A 19,057-nucleotide genomic window follows, 5' to 3' on the forward strand; every position below is an offset into this window, starting at 1 on the left:
TGGGCTATGTACACATTTCGTCGCGAATTCGCACTTTAGGCCCACACTCGAAGCCAGTTCACGGCAACTGGCCTGACGCGACGGCCACCGTGACCGGGATGCCGTTGAGCGCGCCGTTACCCGAGGGCTCGTCGAGAAATGTTGGCGGAGAAAGGATGTTGGTGTTCACCCCGGGTGAGCCGTTGGCCACCGACAGCCGGGTTCCCGGCTGACCGTGACCCCAGCCGTGCGGCATGGAGACAACCCCCGGCTTGATGGCATCGGTCACCTCGACGGCAACCTCGATGCGGCCCGCCGAGGAGGCGACGCTGACGGTGTCGCCGTCGGCCACCCCGCGACGGGTCGCGTCCGCCGGGTGCATCAGCAGCGTGCACCGGTCGCGACCCTTCATCAACGCCGAAACATTGTGCAGCCACGAGTTATTCGAGCGCAGGTGCCGACGGCTGACCAACACCAGTTCCTCGGGCTCACGCTCCAGCCGGCCCGCCAGCCGGGGCAGGTCGTCGAGCAGATACTGCGGGGCCAACCGGATCTTCTTGTCGGTGGTGTTGAGGATGTCGGGCACCTGGGCCACCATCGGGCCGAAGTGGATGCCATTCGGGTGAGCTTTGAGCAGGTCGAGCGACAGACCGCCCGGGTTCTGGCCGTAGCGGTCACCGAACGGCCCGGTGCGAAGCGTGAGGTCCAGGATGCGGTCGGGCCCGCCGCTGCGATAGTGGCTGCGGATCTCGGCACCGTCGAGACCCTGCGTGAAGCAGAGGTAGTCGAAGAAGCCGTCGTCGATGGCGGCGACATCGACGTCCTCGGCAGGCGTTCCCGCACACAGCCCGGTCAGGCGGACCAGGATCTCCCACTCCTGCGGCCGATCCGGGTCCTCGGGGTTGAACACCGGCGCGGAGTAGTTGGAGATGCTCCCGATCGCGAACGCCAGGATCAGGTCGTCGTGGTGCGGCTGCTCCAACGGCGACAGCCCCGGCAGGATGACGTCGGCGTGGCTGGTGGTTTCGTTGAGCCACAGGTCGACGGCGATCATCGCGTCGAGTTGCGGCAGCAGTTCGGCGAGACGGTGCCCACCCGGGGTGGACAGCACCGGGTTTCCGGCGACGGTGATCAGCGCCTTGATCTGGCCCTCACCCGGGGTCTCGATCTCCTCGGCCAGACACGACACCGGCACCTGGCCGAGCACCTCCTTGGCGCCGCGCACCCGGGTCTTCCAGCGACCGAACTCGGGCAGTCCGCCTTCCATCCCGGGCTGCGGCTGGGCGGTGACAGTCCAGACCGCCGGGCGCGGGAACATCGCACCGCCCGGGGTGTCGAAGTGTCCGGTGAGGATGTTGACAACGTCGACGAGCCAGCTGGCCAGGCTGCCGAACTCCTGATTGCACAAGCCGATTCGGCCGTAGACGACGGCTCGTTCCGTCTCCGCCAGTTGGCGGGTCAGCTGTTTGATGCGGTCGGCGTCGATGCCGGTGACCGGGGCCACCCGCTCGGGCGTCCAGTCCGCTGCCGCCTCGCGCAGGGTGTCGACGCCGTCGATGTGGTCACCGAGCCGGCCGAGGTTCACCAGGTTCTCGGCGAACAGGGTCTGCACGACCGCAAGCAGCAGGGCGGCGTCGGTGCCCGGGGTGATGGGCAGCCATTCGTCGGCCTTGGCCGCGGTGGGGGTGCGCACCGGGTCGATGACGATCACGGTGTCGATACCGGAGATGATGCCCATGACATCGGGTGCGGCCAGCAGCGAACCCTGCGATGCCGCCGGGTTGGCACCCATGATCACCAACAGGTCGGTGCGCTCGATATCGGGCACCGGGAAGCCCCACCAGTTGCCGTACATCAGGTGCGAGGACAGGTTCTTGGGCCACTGATCGACCGTGCCCGGCGAGTAGCTGACCGGGATGCCGGACATGCCCAGCAGCACGCCGGTATAGCGGCCCAGCGAGAATGAGTGCGCCAGCGGGTTGCCGGTATAACAGGTGACCGCCCCGATACCGTGCTCGGCGATCACCGGAGCCAGCAGTTCGGTGCAGCGCCGGAACGCCTCGTCCCAGCTGACCTCATGCCACTGACCGTCGACCTTGATCATCGGTGCCCGGATGCGGTCCGGGTCGTGATGAATGGCGCCCAGCGAGGTGCCCTTGGGGCACAGGTGCCCGCGGCTCCACACGTCGTCGGGGTTGCCCCGGATACTGGCCACGCGGCCGCTTTCGACCTGAATTTCCAAGCCGCACATGGCTTCACATAGCGGGCAGGTGTAGAGGTGGCGGCCGTCCCGGCCGGTGGTGGCGAGCGGCTCGGTGGTCACCTCGTCACGGTAGTTCGGGGGCCCCGACGGGACTGTTGTTTCGTCAAAAATGACACCGGCGCTAAGTTACTTCGAATTACACAGGTGTGAGTAAGTTCTGTGGATAGCCGGAAACTAGCTGGTCCGGCTAATTTCCAGCAGCTGATCGACCGACCACTGGTCGTCGGCGTGGCTGCCGTAGTGCACGGCGAGCAGGGTGCCGTCGGTGTCGATCAGGAAGTCGGCAGGCAGCCCGAGATGCGTCGTCCCGTCGTTGTCCCCCACACCGGCCCAGTCCGGGTCGCCGCGATGCGCCATCCACTGCCGGCCGCCGCGGAAAGCCGCGGCCAGCGCCCGCGGGTTGGCCAGTGACCGCACACCCTTCTCCACCCCGAAGCTGCGGTAGTACCCCCGGTCGAGGTCGGCGACGACGGCGAAGGGCAGGTCGGCCTGATAACCACGCAGGTGCTCGGCGGACGAGTGGAAGAACGCCACCTCGGTGATACCGGCGGCCGCGATCTCGGCGTGCCGGCCGGCGAAGCCACGCAGGTGCAGGCTGCAGATCGGGCAGCCGGCGAACCGGCGGAACTGCAGGTGCACCCGTCCCGGTCCCGGCACGGCGATGACCGATCCGTCCAGTGCGGTGAGTGCAACGGGTTCGACCACGTCACCGGCCGCCAGCCTGGTCATCTGATTAGATCGGGATCAGGCCGTGCTTACGCAGCACGCGAGTGACCTGCTTGTCGCGCAACAACTTCAGTGTCTGACGCAGCAGTAGCCGGGTCTGGTGCGGCTCGATCACCGCATCGATGAATCCACGCTCGGCGGCAATGTAGGGGATCGCGATGTTGAGGTTGTAGCCCTCGACGAAGTCGGCGCGAATCTTCTGCACCTCGGGAGCCTTGGGGTCCGGGAACCGCTTGACCAGCAGCTGGGCAGCACCGTCGGCGCCGATCACCGCAATCCGGGCGGTAGGCCACGCGAAGTTGAGATCCGCGGTGAGTTGCTTGGAGCCCATTACCGCGTATGCGCCGCCGTAGGACTTGCGGATAGTCAGCGTCACCTTCGGCACCATGGCCTCGACGACGGCGTAGAGGAAGCGGCCGCCGCGTTTGATGATGCCGTTCTTCTCCTGCTCCACGCCGGGCAGGAAGCCCGGGGTGTCGACGACAAAGACCAGCGGGAGGTTGAAGGAGTCGCAGAACCGGACGAACCGCGCCGCCTTGTCGGAAGCCTCGTTGTCGATCGCACCCGACATGTACATCGGCTGGTTGGCCACCACACCGACCGGGCGTCCGTCCACGCGGGCGAAACCGGTGATCATCGCCTGGCCGGCCTGGGCCGCCACATCGAGGAAGTCCCCATCGTCGAAGATCCGGATCAGAATCTCGTGCATGTCGTAAGCGGTGTTGTCCGCATCGGGAACCAGACTGTCCAGTTCCAGGTCGTGCGGGGTGATCTCGGGCTCCAGGCCAGGATTGACCACCGGGGCGTCATCGAACATGTTGGGCGGCAGGAACTCCAAGAAATCGCGAACGTAAGTGAAGGCGTCCTTCTCGGAGTCGACGACCTGGTGGATGTTGCCGTACCGGGCCTGGTAGTCCGCACCACCGAGTTCGTCGAGGGTGACCTCCTCGCCGGTGACGTCCTTGATGACGTCGGGTCCGGTGACGAACATGTAGCCCTGGTCACGCACCGCGACAATCAGGTCGGTCTGGATCGGCGAGTACACCGCGCCGCCCGCGCACTTGCCCAGGATGATCGAGATCTGCGGCACCACACCGGACAGCAGTTCATGGCGGCGGCCGAGTTCGGCGTACCAGGCCAGCGAGGTGACGGCGTCCTGGATGCGGGCGCCGCCGGAGTCGTTGATGCCGATGATCGGGCAGCCGACCATGGCGACCCACTCCATCAGCTTGGCCACCTTGCGGCCGAACATCTCGCCCACCGAACCGCCGAAGACGGTCTGATCGTGGGAGAAGACGCCCACCGGGCGGCCGTTGATGGTGCCGTGGCCGGTGACCACGCCGTCGCCGAAGAGCGCGTTCGGGTCACCCGGGGTACGGGCCAGTGCACCGATCTCCAGGAAGCTACCCGGGTCGAGCAACGAGTGGATGCGGGCACGGGCGCTGGGGATGCCGCGCTTGTCGCGCTTGGCGGCCGCCTCCCCGCCGGGCTCCTTGGCCAGCTCCAGCTTCGCGCGGAGTTCGGCCAGCTTCTCGGCAGTTGTGCTGGCGGTCACTGGTTCTCCTCAGCATCAATGCGGTTGATCGCCGCGCTCATGTGGGCGCCCACCTTCGCAATGTACGGCTCGTCGATCGCCTGGATGTGCTCGCCCCCGATCGGAACGACTTCGAGCTCGGAGACGAACTCACCCCAGCCGCCATCGGGCTGGCGAATTCCGTAGCGCGGCTCGAACATGATCGCGTCATCGTGGTAGCGATCGGCCATGTACAGCGTGACGTGACCGTCGTACTGCTCGATGTTGGCGGTGTCGAGTGCCCGGTTGTCCAGATACGACGTCCGCTGGTGCTCGATGATGCCGCCCGGGATGTCGACCCCGGCGTCCTTGACGGCGTCGAGCACGAAGCGCACCTGACCGTCGTCGTCGAGCTGCTCGAGCTGCTCGTAGGGAATCTCCGGAATCTCGACGTTGAACGTCCGCTGGGCGAACAGCGCGTAGCGGTCCCAGCGGGCCCGGATCTCCTCCTTGGTCTGCGGCACCTCCTCGCCGGCGCGCACCGTGTCGATGAGCCCCACGAAGCGGACGTCACAACCGTTGCGCTTGAGACCGACCGCGCAGGCGTAGGCCAGCGCGCCACCCAGCGACCAGCCGGCCAGGATGTACGGGCCCTTGCCGCCCAACTCCATCAGCTTGGGCACATACTCGGCGGCCCGTTCCTCGATGGAGCCCTCGACACGCTCGAGTCCGTAGACCGGGGTCTCCGGCGGCAGACGCTTGAGCAGGGGTTCGTAGACGACGGTCGACCCGCCGGCCGGGTGGAACACGAACACCGGAACGTGGGTGGAGCCCTCTTTCGGCGCGCGCAGCGTGCGCACGAAGCCCTCGAGCTCACCAGCCTCGAGGAACCCGCGCACCGTGGTGGCCAACTCCTCGATGGTTCTGGCCTTCTTGACGTCCTCGACGGCGATGGTGCCCTCGGCCCGTTCCGAGAGCCGTGCGGCGATCTTGGTGGCGGTGTCGTCGTCGACGGCAGGCAACTCGTTGAAGATGCCGCCCGGCGACTTGCCGGTGACGATGGCCCACGTCGCGAAGGTCACCCGCTCGGCGGCCTCGCGCGGCGGGACGTCGGCGCCCAGCGCCTCGGTTACGGCCTCCTGGGTGAGGACCTTGGCAGCCGCCGCAGCGGCAGATTTACCCGGGCCCGACGGATCTGTCGGCGGCGGCGGGATGTTCGGCCCGGCCGGGTTGGTCGGCGGCGGCGGAACCGCGGCAGGCTCCGACTCGTCAGCCAGCGGATGGCCGGCCTCGGCGAGCTTGGCCTCGAGTTCGGCGACCGTGGTCGCCCCGCCCAGCAGCTCGGCTTGGGCGGCAGCGATCTCCTCGGCCGTCTTGCCCTTCTGCGCCTCGGCCAGCTGGTCGACCTCGTCGCGGTGCTCGATCGCGTATTCGATGAGCTTCTCGACGGCGTAGAGGTTGGCGTCCCGGACCGCGGTCAACTGGATCGGCGGCATATCGAAGTCATACTCGACCCGGTTCTTGATCCGCACCGCCATCAGTGAGTCCAAGCCCAGCTCGATCAGCGGCACCTCCCACGGGAGGTCCTCGGGCTCATACCCCATGGCGCTGCCCACGATCGTCGACAGCCGGTCATGCACCGTCTCACCGGAATCCGGGGACCACTTGCCCAGCGACGCAGCGACACCGGCGCCGGCAGCGAGATTGTCGGTCAGGATGGCCGGAGCCGCTCCGGCGGCGACATCAGATCGAGCGTCATCTTCGGGTGCTGCTGCGGCGGGCTCGCTCACCGCGACTCCGGTGGCCACTGCCGCCGGCAGTGCCGACACAGCACCGGAGCGGGCGACGATCGCGTCGTACACCAGCGTGAACGACTCATCGATACGCGCATGCACCTGCACCGACGCGCCGCCGGGGTGGCGGGTCAACGTGGTCACCAGCCGGGCGCCGTCACCAGGCACCGCGCGCTGCTCCGAGGCGGTCAACGTCGCATCCGGAAGCACCTGTACCGCAGCGGCTTTCACCAACGCGGCCAGATCCGTCTGGCCCTGGCCCGCGAACTCCCAGACATGCTTGCCGTCGGGGGTTGCCACGTGGGTGCCGGGGATCATCGTCGAGCCGTCGGCCGAGAACTGCGCGTTGAGCCAATGGTCCTTGCGCTTGAACCGGGTCGGCGGGACGGCGGCGAACTCGCCTGGCCCGAACAGAGTCCGGATGTCCAGGTCGTGGCCGTACGCATAGAGCTGCGCCATCGCCGCGATCATCGACTCGACTTCGTCCTGCTTGCGGGCCAGGGTCGCGATGAGCTGCGCGTCATGCAGCCCAGCCGACGCGGTGGTCAAGCCAACCTGCATGAGCGCCACCGGATTCGGCGCCAACTCCAGGAACGTGGTGTGCCCGTTGTCGACGGCGTTGCGGATGCCCTGGGTGAAGTAGACGCTGTGGCGCAGACCCTTCTTCCAGTACTCGACGTCGTGGATCGGCTCACCGCCGGCGCGGATCAAGCTGCCCTCGTGCACCGTCGAGTAGTACGGGATCCGCAGCGGATGCGGCTCGATCCCGGTGATCTCGGCCGAAAGCTCACCGAGCAGCGGATCCATCTGCTGAGTGTGGCTGGCGCCCTTGGTCTGTAGCTTGCGCGCGAACTTGCCCTCGGCTTCGGCGCGGGCGACGATGGCGTCGATCTGGTCCGGCGGACCGCCGATGACGGTCTGGGTCGGTGCGGCGTAGACGCACACCTCCAGGTCGGGGTAGTCCGAGAACACCGTCTTGACCTCGTCGGCGGAGTACTCCACCAGCGCCATCAGCCGGATGTACTCACCGAACAGCATTGCCTCGCCCTCACCCATGAGGTGCGCACGCGAGCAGATGGTGCGGGTGGCGTCGGCCAGCGACAGCCCGCCGGCGAAGTACGCCGCGGCGGCTTCACCGAGCGACTGTCCCACCAGCGCACCGGGTGTGGCGCCGTGGTGGCGCAGCAGTTCACCCAGCGCGATCTGGAGGGCGAAGATGACCGTCTGGACGACCTCGATCGGGTATTCGCAGGTGTCGTTGGTGTAGTCGATGGCGTCGTCGAGGATCAACTCGACGATCGAGTAGCCCCGCTCGTCCTGGATCAGCGCGTCGACCTTGTTGATCCACTCGGCGAACACGTCGTCGCGCAGATACAGCTCTTTACCCATCTTGCGGTGCTGCGCACCGAATCCGGCCAGCACCCACACCGGTCCGTTGGTGACCGGGCCGTCGGCGCTGTACACCAACGGGCTCTGCTTGCCGTCGGCGATCGCACGCAGACCCTTGACGGCCTCGTCGTGGTCGTGGGCCATCACGACGGCCCGCGAGCGGCCGTGGTTGCGCCGCGACAGCGCACGGCCGATGGACTCCAGCGACGAGTCCCGGCCTTCGGCGCTGTCGATCCAGTCCGCCAAGTCAGCCGCAGCGGCCCGCTTACGGGAGGTCAGGAAGCCCGAAATGACAATGGGGACAACAGGAACCGGCTTGTCGTCGCGGGCCTCCCACTCTGCGCGGGCGGCCTCGATGAGCTCGAGCGCCTCCTCGGTGAGGCCTGGCAGTTCGGGTTCGGAGCCTTCGGTTCCGTACTCCGCGGACTCATAGTCGTAGCCCCCGACGAAGTCGTCCTCGTCATCCTCGACGAGCACACCGCCGACATAGACCGCGTCCGCATCGGAGGCAGACTTGTCCTCCACCGGTTCGGAAACCGGCTCGGGCTCGACGAGATCCGACGGCAGCACCTCGCGCAGCACCAGGTGCGCGTTGGCACCGCCGAAGCCGAAGCCCGACACACCGGCGATCGCATGGCCGCTGTAGCGGGGCCAGTCGGTCGCGGTCTCGGCCACCTTGAGGTGCACGCCGTCGAAGTCGATGTACGGGTTGGGTCCCGCGTAGTTGATCGACGCCGGAATCTTGTTGCGGCTCAACGACAGTGCCACCTTGGCAAGGCTGGCCGCACCGGCCGCCGACTCCAGGTGCCCGACATTGGACTTGACCGCGCCCAGCAGCGCCGGCTCGTCGGCGGGCCGGCCGCGGCCGATCACACGGCCCAGCGCGTCGGCCTCGATCGGGTCACCGAGGATCGTTCCGGTGCCGTGTGCCTCGATGTAGTCGACGCTGCGCGGGTTGATACCGGCGTCTTTGTAGGCCTTACGTAGGACCTCGGCCTGCGCATCCGGGTTCGGTGCCAACAGGCCGTTGGAGCGCCCGTCGTGGTTGATCGCACCACCGGCGATCACCGCCAGGATCTCGTCGCCGTCGCGGCGGGCATCGGCGAGGCGCTTGAGCACCAGGACGCCGCCGCCCTCCGACCGCGCGTAGCCGTCGGCGTCGGCCGAGAACGACTTGATCCGGCCGTCGGCGGCCAGCACGCCACCGACCTCGTCGAAGCCCAGCGTCACCGCCGGGGTCACCAGCGCGTTGACCCCACCCGCGACGACGACGTCGGCCTCGCCGGCACGCAACGCCTGCATGCCCTGGTGAACGGCCACCAGCGAGCTGGAGCAGGCGGTGTCGACGGCGACCGACGGGCCGCGGAAGTCATAGAAGTAGGACACCCGGTTGGCGATGATGGAGCTCGCCGTACCGGTGATGGCGTAGGGATGCGCGGTACGCGGATCCATCATGGCCAGGTAGCTGTAGTCGTTGGTGGAGCTGCCGATGAAGACGCCGACACTCTCCCCGCGCAGGCTGGAGGCGGGGATGCGGGCGTATTCCAGTGCCTCCCAGGTGAGTTCGAGCACCATCCGCTGCTGCGGATCCATGTTGTCGGCTTCCATCTTCGACAGCGCGAAGAACTCGGCGTCGAAACCCTTGAGGTCCTTGATGTAGCCGCCGCGGGTGCGGGCCTTGGCGATCCGCTCGGCCAGCCGGGGCTCGGTCATGAACTCGGCCCAGCGGCCGTCCGGCAGATCGGTGATCGCGTCGCGGCCCTCGAGCAGCGCCTGCCACATCTCGTCGGGAGTGTTCATGTCCCCCGGGAAACGGGTGGCCAGACCGACGATCGCGATGTTGGCGACACCTTCGTCGACGGTGCGGGCCCAGTCCTGCTCGTCGTCGCTGTACTCGACCTCCGGCTCGCCTTCGATGATGACGGTGGCCAGCGCTTCGATGGTCGGGTGACGGAAGGCCACCGTGGCGGTCAGCGTGACACCGGTGAGGTCCTCGATGTCGGAGGCCATCGCCACCGCGTCACGCGAGGACAGTCCGAGCTCCACCATCGCGGTGGACTCGTCGATCTTATCCGGCGACTGTGCGGTGGCATTGGCCACCCAGTTGCGCAGCCACTCGCGCATCTCGGCCACAGTCATGTCGGTTCGGGCCGGGGTTACCGCTGCCGGCTCCGGGTCAGTCGTCGTGAAATCTTCTGGGGGCGTGTTTGATTCAGACATCAGGCCTCACCTCGTACGAGGGAGCGTTCGACCACGGTCTCGTGCCGTACGCCCCTTCGTCCACTTAGGAACTTCTTCCAGTCGTCATTCGGTCTCGTCCGGGAAGGCATTGGCGACCTTCCCGCTGCGCAGGCTGCCGTCCAGGTAGGCCGACCGGCAGGCGCGCCGGCCGATCTTGCCGCTGGAGGTACGCGGGATCGCGCCGGCCGGCGTCAACAGCACGTCACGCACCGTGACACCGTGCCGCACGGCGACCGCCGCGCGGATGTCGTCGACGACCGGCCCCAGCTCGAGCTTGTGCGAGCCGGGTGCTCGCTCTGCGACGATCACCAGCTGCTCGGAGGTGTCGTCGGCATCGCGCTTGAGACCCGCGTGGGCGTTCTCGAACACCTCGTCGGGAAGCCGGTTGGCCGGCACCGAGAACGCCGCGACGAATCCGGTGCGCACCGCCTTGGTGGCCTCCTGCGCGGAGTACTCCAGATCCTGCGGATAGTGGTTGCGGCCGTCGATGATCACCAGGTCCTTGGTGCGCCCGGTGATGTAGAGCTCGCCATCGTGATAGGCGCCCAGGTCACCAGTGCGCACCCACGTTGCGTCGTCTGCCGCGCCGTCGGCGTGCGACGGGTTGGTACGCGACTTGAGGATGTTCTGGAAGGTGGCAATGGTCTCTTCGGGCTTGTTCCAGTAGCCGGTGCCCATGTTCTGGCCGCTGATCCAGATCTCGCCGATCTGGCCGTCGACAAGTTCGGTGGCCGAATCGTTGTCGACGATCACCGCCCACTCGTCGACCCCGATCTTGCCCGCGCCGGCCTGGGCGACGGCCTTGGGAGAGTCGTCCGGAACGGCGACGAAGCGCCCTGCGTTCAGCTCGTCGCGGTCCACCGAGATGATCGTCGGCTCCTCCGAGGACGGGGTGGTCGACACGAACAGCGTGGCCTCGGCCAGGCCGTAGGACGGCTTGATGGCCTTGGGCTGGAAGCCGAACGGCCCGAAGGCATCGTTGAAGCGGCGCACGGTGGCCGCCGAGATCGGCTCGCTGCCGTTGAGGATCGCCTTGACGTTGGACAGGTCCAGCGGCTCCTCGTCGTCCTTGGGCAGGCCACGCGCAGCGGCGTGGTCGAACGCGAAGTTCGGGGCCACCGAGATGGTGCCGCCGGTGTCGCCGGGCTTGCGGGCCAGCTCACGAATCCACCGGCCGGGGCGGCGAACGAACGCCGCGGGCGTCATGAAGGTGAAGTAGTGGCCGATCATCGGTGACAGCAACGCGGTGATCAGACCCATGTCGTGGAAGAACGGCAACCACGAGACACCACGGTCGCCCTCTTCACCCTCGAGAGCCTCGATAACCTGGACGATGTTGGTGGCCAGGTTCAGGTGGGTGATCTGGACACCGGTGGGGATCCGGGTCGAGCCCGACGTGTACTGCAGGTAGGCGACGGTGCTCTCGTCGATGCTGTCGTAGTGCTCCCACGTCGCACCGACCTCGTCGGGCACGGCATCGACCGCGATGACGCGGGGCCGGTCCTTGGCCGGGCGGCTGCGGAAGAACTTGCGCACACCTTCGGCCGAATCGGTGGTGGTCAGGATCGCCGACGGCGCGCAGTCATCGAGGACCGCATGCAGACGACCGACGTGGCCGGGCTCGGACGGGTCGAACAGCGGCACCGCGATACGACCCGAGTACATCGTGCCGAACATGGCGATGAGGTACTCGAGGTTCTGCGGGCACAGGATGGCTACTCGGTCACCGGGCTGGGTCACCTGCTGCAGCCGGGCGGCCACGGCGCGGTTACGGGTGCTGAACTCGGCCCAGCGCAGCTCGCGAACCAGGCCGTCGCGTTCGGTGGAGAAGTCGAGAAAACGGTAGGCGAGCTTGTCGCCGCGGACTTTGGCCCAGCGCTCGACGTGCTTGACCACACTGGCGCCCTCAGGGAAGGTGATGCGGCCGTTCTTGATGAACGGGTTATGGAACGGCATACCACTCTCCTGTCACAACACTTCTGTGTCGGGTCCTTCGGCGGCCGCGCGTAGGTCGCGCCACCGGTCACCCTGCGTCGCGGGGCCCAAACCTCACAGATGGTACAGAGAACATCTAAGTCCCGGCTGTACCGAGATTCTGGATACCCCGACGCCGTAGCTCTTATTTTCTTCTTAATGTTAGGCGCAGTAGCGGCGGCGGCCAAATCGGATCGGGTGTCGTTACCGCATCATCCGTGTTTCGGTACCGGAGCGTTCTGGATGACGTCACGCGCCCAATTCAGTGTCCACGCCGTCGCCGTCTGGCCGTCGAGGTTCCAGAACTGCGGCGTGTTGTACATCGCGTGCACCGGCTGCCCGGCGCCCCCGGCGAGGACATCGAGGGTCTCCGGCAGGTTGGTGATGTTGAACGCCTGCTCCGGTGCGGCGCAGATCAGGTCCCCCGGCGCGCAGATCTGGTTGGTCCGGTTGTTCAGCGCGCCGAACCCGCCCGGGCGTTCGCCGCTCATGGTCAGCCCCATCGCCGAGAGCACGGGTACCTCGTGCAGCGTGATCTCCGCGCCCTGCCCCGGCGGGTTGGGGCCGATGTCCTGACCGACGTTGTCCTGCCTGCGGCCGTCGGCGATCAACGTCACACCCAGCACCAGGTCCTCGTCGACCGGGCCGCGGCCATTGCCGATGTCGCTGGCCAGGTCGCCACCGATCACCGCGCCCTGGGAGAAGCCGACGATCACATACGAGGTCAACGGGCAACGCTCGTTCATCTCGGTCATGGCCTTGACCGTGGCGCGGGTTCCCTCGGTGCGGCTGTCGTTGTACGACATCTGCTTGTCGGCCGACAGCGGATTGTGGAACTGCGCGGTGTAGGGAACGGTGTACACCTCGACGCGGTCACGCCCGAACTGCTCGGTGAGCGGCCCGGTCACGTTGCGCAGCAGCGCGATGGGGAACTGCGTCGGGTTGAGCGGATCGTCGGTCGGCGAGGACTCCCACGTGCCGGGGATGGCGATCAGCTGCACGTCCGGGCAACTGGCGTCCTGGAACTCCGGGCGCGGCTTCTTGCCGGGCTGAGCCGTGGTCGGCGGGACCGCCGTGGGTGGCACCGCGCTCGGCGGTGACTCCGGTTTACGCACCACGATCACGATGATCGCGACGATCAGTGCCACCGCGATCGCCATCGCACCCGCAGCGATCAGGCCGAGGATGCGGTGCCGGCGGCGCCGGGCATTAGTCCGGGTTTTTCGAGCCATTGAGAGGGGAGCTGTCTTCCTGCTAGCAGAGGCGTTGGGTGGCGATGCGGATGTAATCCGCGGTCGCCGTGTTCACCTGGATGTCGGAAGCCGTCTGCGCTGACGACGAGGGGGCATCGGCGACGTCGCTGCGCACCATCGGGGCGATGTAGTCCCACACCGCCTGGTCACTTTGGCCGGCCGCGTGGGCCTGGCACACCGAGGAGCCGATGGACAGCGCCTGCAACTCGCTGGAGGGGTGCACACCCGCGCCGGACAACGCGTCCAGGAAGGAACGCTGAACCGGGGTGACGTCGAGCTTGGCCGACTGCATCTCGTTGTCGGGCGACAACGATGCGCCCTGCCCGTGCACCGGCCCCAGCACCTGTTCCGCCGGGGCGGCGGTGGTGACCAGATCCTCCCCGGCGCTACAGCCGATCAACAGCCAGGCCGCCGGTACCAACAGGCCGGCCACGGCCAGGACGTGCCGCGACGAACCGGTGGGCGCCGTCGCCTCACCGGCAGCGTTGCCGGTCACCCGGGCATCCGTGGGCTGCACGTCTCCACGGTACCGGGTGAACACATGCACCCAGGATCGCCGAGTGGTTGCGGATGGCTAACAGTTGGTCACAGAACGTGCACTATTTGATTGCTGCCGCAACGTCGTTCGCCATGGCGGCCAGTTGAGCCGACCAGCTGCCCCAATCGTGCTGACCGTCGACCGGGAAGTCGAAGTGGCCGTTGCGGCCGCCCAGCGCGCGGTAGTGCGCGTAGAACGTGCGGTTGCCGCCCTGGGCCTGGTCGCAGTAGCCCAGCATCGCCGGGACGTCGGAGCACGACGTGGTTTGCGGGCTGAACACCCACAGCCGGGTGTTGTTGTCGACCAGCAGCTGGGCGTGCACGTCGGGGTCGTGCCACTTCCACCGGCCGAGTTGGGCGGCACCCCACATCGCCTGGGTGTTGACGCCGCCGAATTCGTTCATGCCGGCCGTGAGAGCACCGTTGACGAAGGTGTTCGACGGGTTCGGGAAGCCCGACAGCGAGCCGGCGTAGCGGTAGCGGTCGGGATGGAAGGTGGCCTCCATCAGGGCGCCGGTGCCGCCTTGGGAGGCGCCGACGATCGCGTGCCCGCTGGGGGCCAGACCCTTGTTGGCCGCCAGCCAGTTGGGCAGTTCGTCGGACAGGAAGGTCTCCCATTGCCGGGTGCCGTCCTGCTCCCAGTTGGTGTAGAGAGTGAACGCGCCGCTGGCCGGGGCCACCACCGAGATGCCCTTACCGGCGAGGGTGTTCATCGCATTGCCTGCGGTCACCCAGTTGCTGACGGGATCACCGGCGTTGAATGCGTCGAGGAGAACCACGGCGTGCGGACCGCCGGCCTGGAAGGCCACCGGGATGTCGCGCCCCATCGCCGGGGACGGAACCATCAGGTACTCGACGCCGGCGGCGTGGCCCGTCGGGGCCGTCGCACCCCAGACACCGACAGCCAGGGCTGCCGCGCACACTCCGCCGAACAACCTCGACAACATCTTCATGGGCACCTCACGTCGACTCGTCACAATAAAAAGACCCCGGCCACCTGCAGGTAGTGAATCACATGCGGCAGTGGCCGGGGCATCGATCCCTGAACGCCAACGGCGGCGACCCGAACGAATCGGGGCGCCGCCGTTGAGCGGATGTCGATGCCGACGGATCAGGCGGTCGGGGTGGCCCCGAGGACGCGCTGGATGTCCGGCTTCATCTGCTGGAGCTGCTGGCCCCAGTAGTTCCACTGGTGGGTGCCGTTGGCCGGGAAGTTGAAGACCCCGTTGGTGCCACCGTCAGCCAGGTAGGTGTCACGGAACGTCTTGTTGGTCCGCAACGTGAACCCTTCCAGGAACTTGGCATTGAACAGGTTGCCTGTGCTGGTGCCGGCATCCAGGTCCGACGGCTTACCGTCGCCGCAGTAGATCCAGATGCGGGTGTTGTTGTCGATCAACTTCTGGATGTTGACCAACGGGTCGTTGCGCTTCCAGGCGCTGTTCGGGTCTTCGGTCGGACCCCACATGTCGTTGGCCTTGAAACCGCCGGCATCACCCATCGAAACGTTGACCAGCATCGGCCACCAGCCCTCGGACAGGTTCAGGAAGCCCGACAGCGCGGCGGCATAGGGGAACTGCTCGGGATGCCAGATCGCCAGGGTCAGTGCGGCCGAACCGGCCATCGACAGACCGACGGCGGCACTACCGGTCGGCTTGACCGCCTTGTTGGCCGCCAGCCAGGCCGGCAGCTCCTGGGTCAGGAAGGTCTCCCACTTGTAGGTCTGGCAGCCGGCCTTGCCACACGCCGGCTTGTACCAGTCGCTGTAGAAGCTGGACTGGCCACCGACGGGCATGATCACCGACAGGCCCGAGCCGTAGTACCACTCGAAGGCGGGGGTGTTGATGTCCCAGCCGTTGAAGTCGTCCTGGGCGCGCAGACCGTCGAGCAGGTAGACCGCCGGTGAGTTGGCGCCACCGCTCTGGAACTGGATGCGGATGTCGCGGCCCATACCGGCCGACGGCACATCCAGGTATTCCACCGGGAGGCCTGGCTTGGAGAACGCTCCGGCCGTTGCGGAGCCGCCGACGACGCCGATCAGGCCGGGCAGCACGGCGGCAGCCGCGGCGGCGACCGTCAGCCGGCGCAGCCATGCGCCTCGCAACTTCTCAACGAACTTCATACAACTATTCCCATCTTTTTTGTGTGTGCCGCACCGCATGCGATCCGCGCGGCAGTGCCCTGGTAGTCAACCACAGTTGATGTGATCGTTCCTCTTCAGAGATCTCCTCGTGATTGGCTCTCATCGGTTGATTGTGCTGATCAGGTCGGGTTTCAGAGCGGTCAACTGAGCCCCCCAATAAGGCCACGAATGATTGCCCGACGGCGGGAAGCTGAAGGTCGCATTGGTGCCGCCGGCGCTGGTGTAGGCGGCCTGGAAATCCTTGTTGCTCTTGATCGCCATGGACTCCAGGCTGTTGGCACTCAACGCCAGGCTCGGGTCGGCGGCCTGATCGATGTCGGTCTGCCCGCCGGGTGCGCAGTAGATCCACAGCCGGGTGCCGTTGCGTGCGATGGTGGCGGCCTGCGCGATCGGGGCGTTGCGCTTCCACGCCGGATCCCAGGGCGCACCCCACATGTTGTCGACGTTGTAGCCGCCGGCGTCGAGCATGGCCACCCGGATGGCCTGCTGCATCAGCACCGAGGACGGGTTGAGGAAACCCGACAGCGATGCGGCGTAGACGAACTGCTGCGGGTGATACGCCGACAGGATCAGTGCGGCCCCGCCGGACATCGACAGGCCGACGACGCCGTTGCCGGTCCGGGAGACCTGCCGGTTGGCCGCCAGCCACTCCGGCAGCTCGCGGGTGAGGAAGGTCTCCCACTTGTAGGTATAGGTCTGCCTGTTGAAGCTCGACGCCGAATACCAGTCGGAGTAGAAGCTGGACTGCCCGCCGACGGGCATCACCACCGAGACACCCGAGCCGTAGAACCATTCGAAGGCCGGGGTGTTGATGTCCCAGCCGCTGTAGTCGTCCTGGGCACGCAGGCCGTCGAGCAGGTAGACGGCCTTGGTCGGCGCGGCAGGCGCCGGCCCGGCGGCTCCGGTCTGAAATTGGACGCGGACGTTGCGGCCCATCGAGGCCGAGTACACGTCGAGGTACTCCACCGGAAGACCGTCTCGGGAGAACGCCTTGGCGCTGGGTGTGGAACCTGCCATCGCTGCCATGCCCGACATCATCAGGACGGTGGCCACCGTGGCGGTCAGTCGGTGGCCCAGGGCGCGCACGCCCGACCCACTCACTGCACGAAGCATCGGTTGCTCTGTTATCCGTTCCACGGCATGCGTCTGCCGCTATCTGCCGACATTGGTCTGGGCAAGCGTTTCCCCACTTGCGCTGTGTATCGCCGCGAACTGACCGCAGCGTTACCGGCCGGGGCCCTCCCAGCTAACGTCCTGCGACGGCTAGGGCCCGGTGGCCGGTAACCCAGTGTACGGGGTGCCGTCCAACGCGGGCTCATCGAGTCCGCAGCGCAACAGCTCGTACTGGGGCACCCGATTGATCCGATATCCGGTGAAATCGAGGGAATGCATGACGTTGGACAGGAAGCGACGAACGCCGAGCGGGGCCCGGATGGACTCCAGCTTCCTGGCGGTCTCGGGGCACTGCAACGCCACCCCGGCCTCTTTGATCCACCCCTCGTCGAGGTAGGGCGGAACGTAGGGGTGTTCCTTGAGCCACGGCCCCTCGGCGACCGCCCAGTCCGGGAAGAGGTTCTTGTCGTGCCCGATGCGGGCGTCCTCGAGGCGCGCGGTGTGCGCGGCCAGCGGATTGGCCAGGCCGATCTGGTCGATCACCCTGGTGTTGAGTCCGACGTTCATCCCGACCATACCCAGGTTGGTGAAAAAGACTGTGTGAGGCGCGATTTGACGACGCCAGGTGTCCATCGGCACACCGGGCGGAGGCGGAGGCGGCGGGAATGCGGGGACGACGTCCCATACGTCGTAGTTACCCGACGGCAGCAGCAGGGCACCGTCTGGTGTGTTGTTGATGGCCACCACCACCGCACGCATCCGCGGGTAGTCCAGGTAGTCGGCGGCGGTGAGCGGGTGCGCGTGACCGGTGGCCTGGGAGTAGAACCGGCGCTCGTCGACGATGCCGGAGTAGGTGACACGGGTGGCGTCCGAGCCCATTCCCGGCGAGTTGGCCGCCCACAGCGACCACCCGATGACCGCGAGCCACAGTGCGCAGGCCGCGCCGGCCAGCAGGCGCCCCTTCTCCCGAGAGAATCGGATGCCGTCGGGCAAGGCGAAGGGAATCACCGATATCGGGGCCAGCAGGCAGAACACCGGGGTCAGCAAAACCCGCCCGTGCATGAAATCGCCGCCCTGGCGAATCCAGTACAGCCCTTGCAGCAGCCCGCTCAGGAGCATGAAGATCACCACCGCGGCAGGGCTCTGAATGCGGTGGACCAGCCGACCGGAACCGCGGGGCGCCTCGGGGGTCCGGACCCACCACGGTGTGGCGCGACCGGCGAGCAGCACTGCGGCCAGACCGATGAGCAGCAGCGCCGGGATCCACAGCGCGTAGGGCTTGTTGAAGTTGGCCAGATAGATCAGTCCCTGGCCCCACTTGTCGCCGGTGGCGTCCTTGGCCAGCGCGGTCTGCGGGACCAGCAGGGCGTAGTACCCCATCCGGAAGATCTGGTAGGCGACCGGCAGCAGGCCGCCGGCGACCACGATGAGCACGCGGGCGCGCCAGCCGCGCGCGCAGATGAACATCATCAGCAGCGCCAGCCCGCCGATGAGTGCCAGTTCGGGCCGGACCAACACGCTCAGCCCGGCAACCACAGCCAGTGCCGCGGTGAACCAAGGGGTGGCGGGCCGCGAAAGGGGACGCTGGGACCAGCAGACCAGCATCCACCACAGCAGGCCGATCCAGGCGAGCACGAGACCGTTCTCCAGCCCCGAGGTGGCGAAGTCCCGGGCCGGCGGGATCGCGATGTAGACCACCACGCCGGCCGGCAGCAGCAGGGCACTTCGGCCTCGCAGGCTCGGCGCGTAGAGCCGGGCGGTGCCCAGCATCACCAGGACCACACCGGCCACCGAGAGCGACAGCGCCAGCGTCAGCGCCACGTATTCCAGACGTACCGGCCCGCCGATCACCGCACCCAGGTAGTTGAGGTAGGTCCACAGCGTCGAGGTGTTGGACTCCACCCGCTCGCCGGCGTTGAACACCGGGCCGTTGCCGGCCAGCAGGTTGCGCACGGTGCGCAACACGATCAGGCCGTCATCGGCGATCCAGCGGCGTTGCCATGCACCCCAGCCGAACAGCCCGGCGACCACCACAACGCTGACCCACAGGCTGATTCGGGTGACCGGTGCATACGGGAAAGCCAGGGCCCAAAGCTTCTTGGGCCCTTCGGGTTTCACCCCGCCGGGTTCAGGAGT

Annotated in this window: 11 protein-coding genes; all 11 read right to left on the reverse strand. The window is 67.2% G+C overall.

Going from position 1 to position 19,057, the window contains the following annotated elements:
- Positions 1–58: 58 nt before the first annotated feature.
- The gene (locus tag OG976_RS12170; protein ID WP_328362393.1) at positions 59–2,302 is read right to left on the reverse strand and encodes a molybdopterin oxidoreductase family protein; all 2,244 of its coding nucleotides are present in this window, start codon (positions 2,300–2,302) and stop codon (positions 59–61) included.
- A 114-nt stretch (positions 2,303–2,416) separates the two neighbouring features.
- Positions 2,417–2,971: a peroxiredoxin-like family protein gene (locus OG976_RS12175; protein WP_328362396.1), complete on the reverse strand. Its 555-nt coding sequence runs from the start codon at positions 2,969–2,971 to the stop codon at positions 2,417–2,419.
- Between the two features lie 4 nt (positions 2,972–2,975).
- Positions 2,976–4,523: an acyl-CoA carboxylase subunit beta gene (locus OG976_RS12180; protein ID WP_328362399.1), complete on the reverse strand. Its 1,548-nt coding sequence runs from the start codon at positions 4,521–4,523 to the stop codon at positions 2,976–2,978.
- Positions 4,520–9,802, reverse strand: coding sequence for a polyketide synthase Pks13 (gene pks13, locus OG976_RS12185; protein ID WP_328363478.1), 5,283 nt, complete (start codon positions 9,800–9,802; stop codon positions 4,520–4,522). The genes OG976_RS12180 and pks13 overlap by 4 nt, the downstream gene beginning before the upstream one ends.
- 165 nt (positions 9,803–9,967) lie before the next feature.
- Positions 9,968–11,860, reverse strand: a complete 1,893-nt coding sequence (fadD32, locus tag OG976_RS12190) for a long-chain-fatty-acid--AMP ligase FadD32 (RefSeq protein WP_328362402.1) — start codon at positions 11,858–11,860, stop codon at positions 9,968–9,970.
- 230 nt (positions 11,861–12,090) lie between these two features.
- Entirely contained in the window at positions 12,091–13,110 is a 1,020-nt protein-coding gene (culp6, locus tag OG976_RS12195) for a carboxylesterase Culp6 (RefSeq protein ID WP_328362405.1), read from the reverse strand.
- 22 nt (positions 13,111–13,132) lie between these two features.
- Complete coding sequence (locus tag OG976_RS12200; RefSeq protein WP_328362408.1) at positions 13,133–13,648, reverse strand: DUF732 domain-containing protein; 516 nt, start codon at positions 13,646–13,648, stop codon at positions 13,133–13,135.
- An 82-nt stretch (positions 13,649–13,730) separates the two neighbouring features.
- Positions 13,731–14,621, reverse strand: coding sequence for an alpha/beta hydrolase family protein (locus OG976_RS12205; protein WP_328362411.1), 891 nt, complete (start codon positions 14,619–14,621; stop codon positions 13,731–13,733).
- Positions 14,622–14,779: 158 nt separating this feature from the next.
- Entirely contained in the window at positions 14,780–15,787 is a 1,008-nt protein-coding gene (locus tag OG976_RS12210; RefSeq protein WP_328362414.1) for an esterase family protein, read from the reverse strand.
- 120 nt (positions 15,788–15,907) lie between these two features.
- Positions 15,908–16,921 carry an alpha/beta hydrolase gene (locus OG976_RS12215; protein ID WP_442930463.1) on the reverse strand — a complete coding sequence of 338 codons (1,014 nt, stop codon included), beginning with the start codon at positions 16,919–16,921 and terminating at the stop codon, positions 15,908–15,910.
- A 150-nt stretch (positions 16,922–17,071) separates the two neighbouring features.
- Entirely contained in the window at positions 17,072–19,039 is a 1,968-nt protein-coding gene (gene zomB / locus OG976_RS12220; RefSeq protein WP_328362417.1) for a flagellar motor control protein ZomB, read from the reverse strand.
- Between the last annotated feature and the right edge of the window lie 18 nt (positions 19,040–19,057).

Origin of the sequence: Mycobacterium sp. NBC_00419 (genome assembly GCF_036023875.1) — a bacterium.
GTDB lineage: Bacteria > Actinomycetota > Actinomycetes > Mycobacteriales > Mycobacteriaceae > Mycobacterium.

Coding starts and splice junctions, on each gene's coding strand:
- OG976_RS12175 (WP_328362396.1), bottom strand. CDS start 2,971: ATGACCAGGCTGGCGGCCGGTGACGTGGTCGAACCCGTTGCACTCACC.
- pks13 (WP_328363478.1), bottom strand. CDS start 9,802: ATGACTGTGGCCGAGATGCGCGAGTGGCTGCGCAACTGGGTGGCCAAT.
- fadD32 (WP_328362402.1), bottom strand. CDS start 11,860: ATGCCGTTCCATAACCCGTTCATCAAGAACGGCCGCATCACCTTCCCT.
- culp6 (WP_328362405.1), bottom strand. CDS start 13,110: ATGGCTCGAAAAACCCGGACTAATGCCCGGCGCCGCCGGCACCGCATC.
- OG976_RS12205 (WP_328362411.1), bottom strand. CDS start 14,621: ATGAAGATGTTGTCGAGGTTGTTCGGCGGAGTGTGCGCGGCAGCCCTG.
- OG976_RS12210 (WP_328362414.1), bottom strand. CDS start 15,787: ATGAAGTTCGTTGAGAAGTTGCGAGGCGCATGGCTGCGCCGGCTGACG.
- OG976_RS12215 (WP_442930463.1), bottom strand. CDS start 16,921: ATGCTTCGTGCAGTGAGTGGGTCGGGCGTGCGCGCCCTGGGCCACCGA.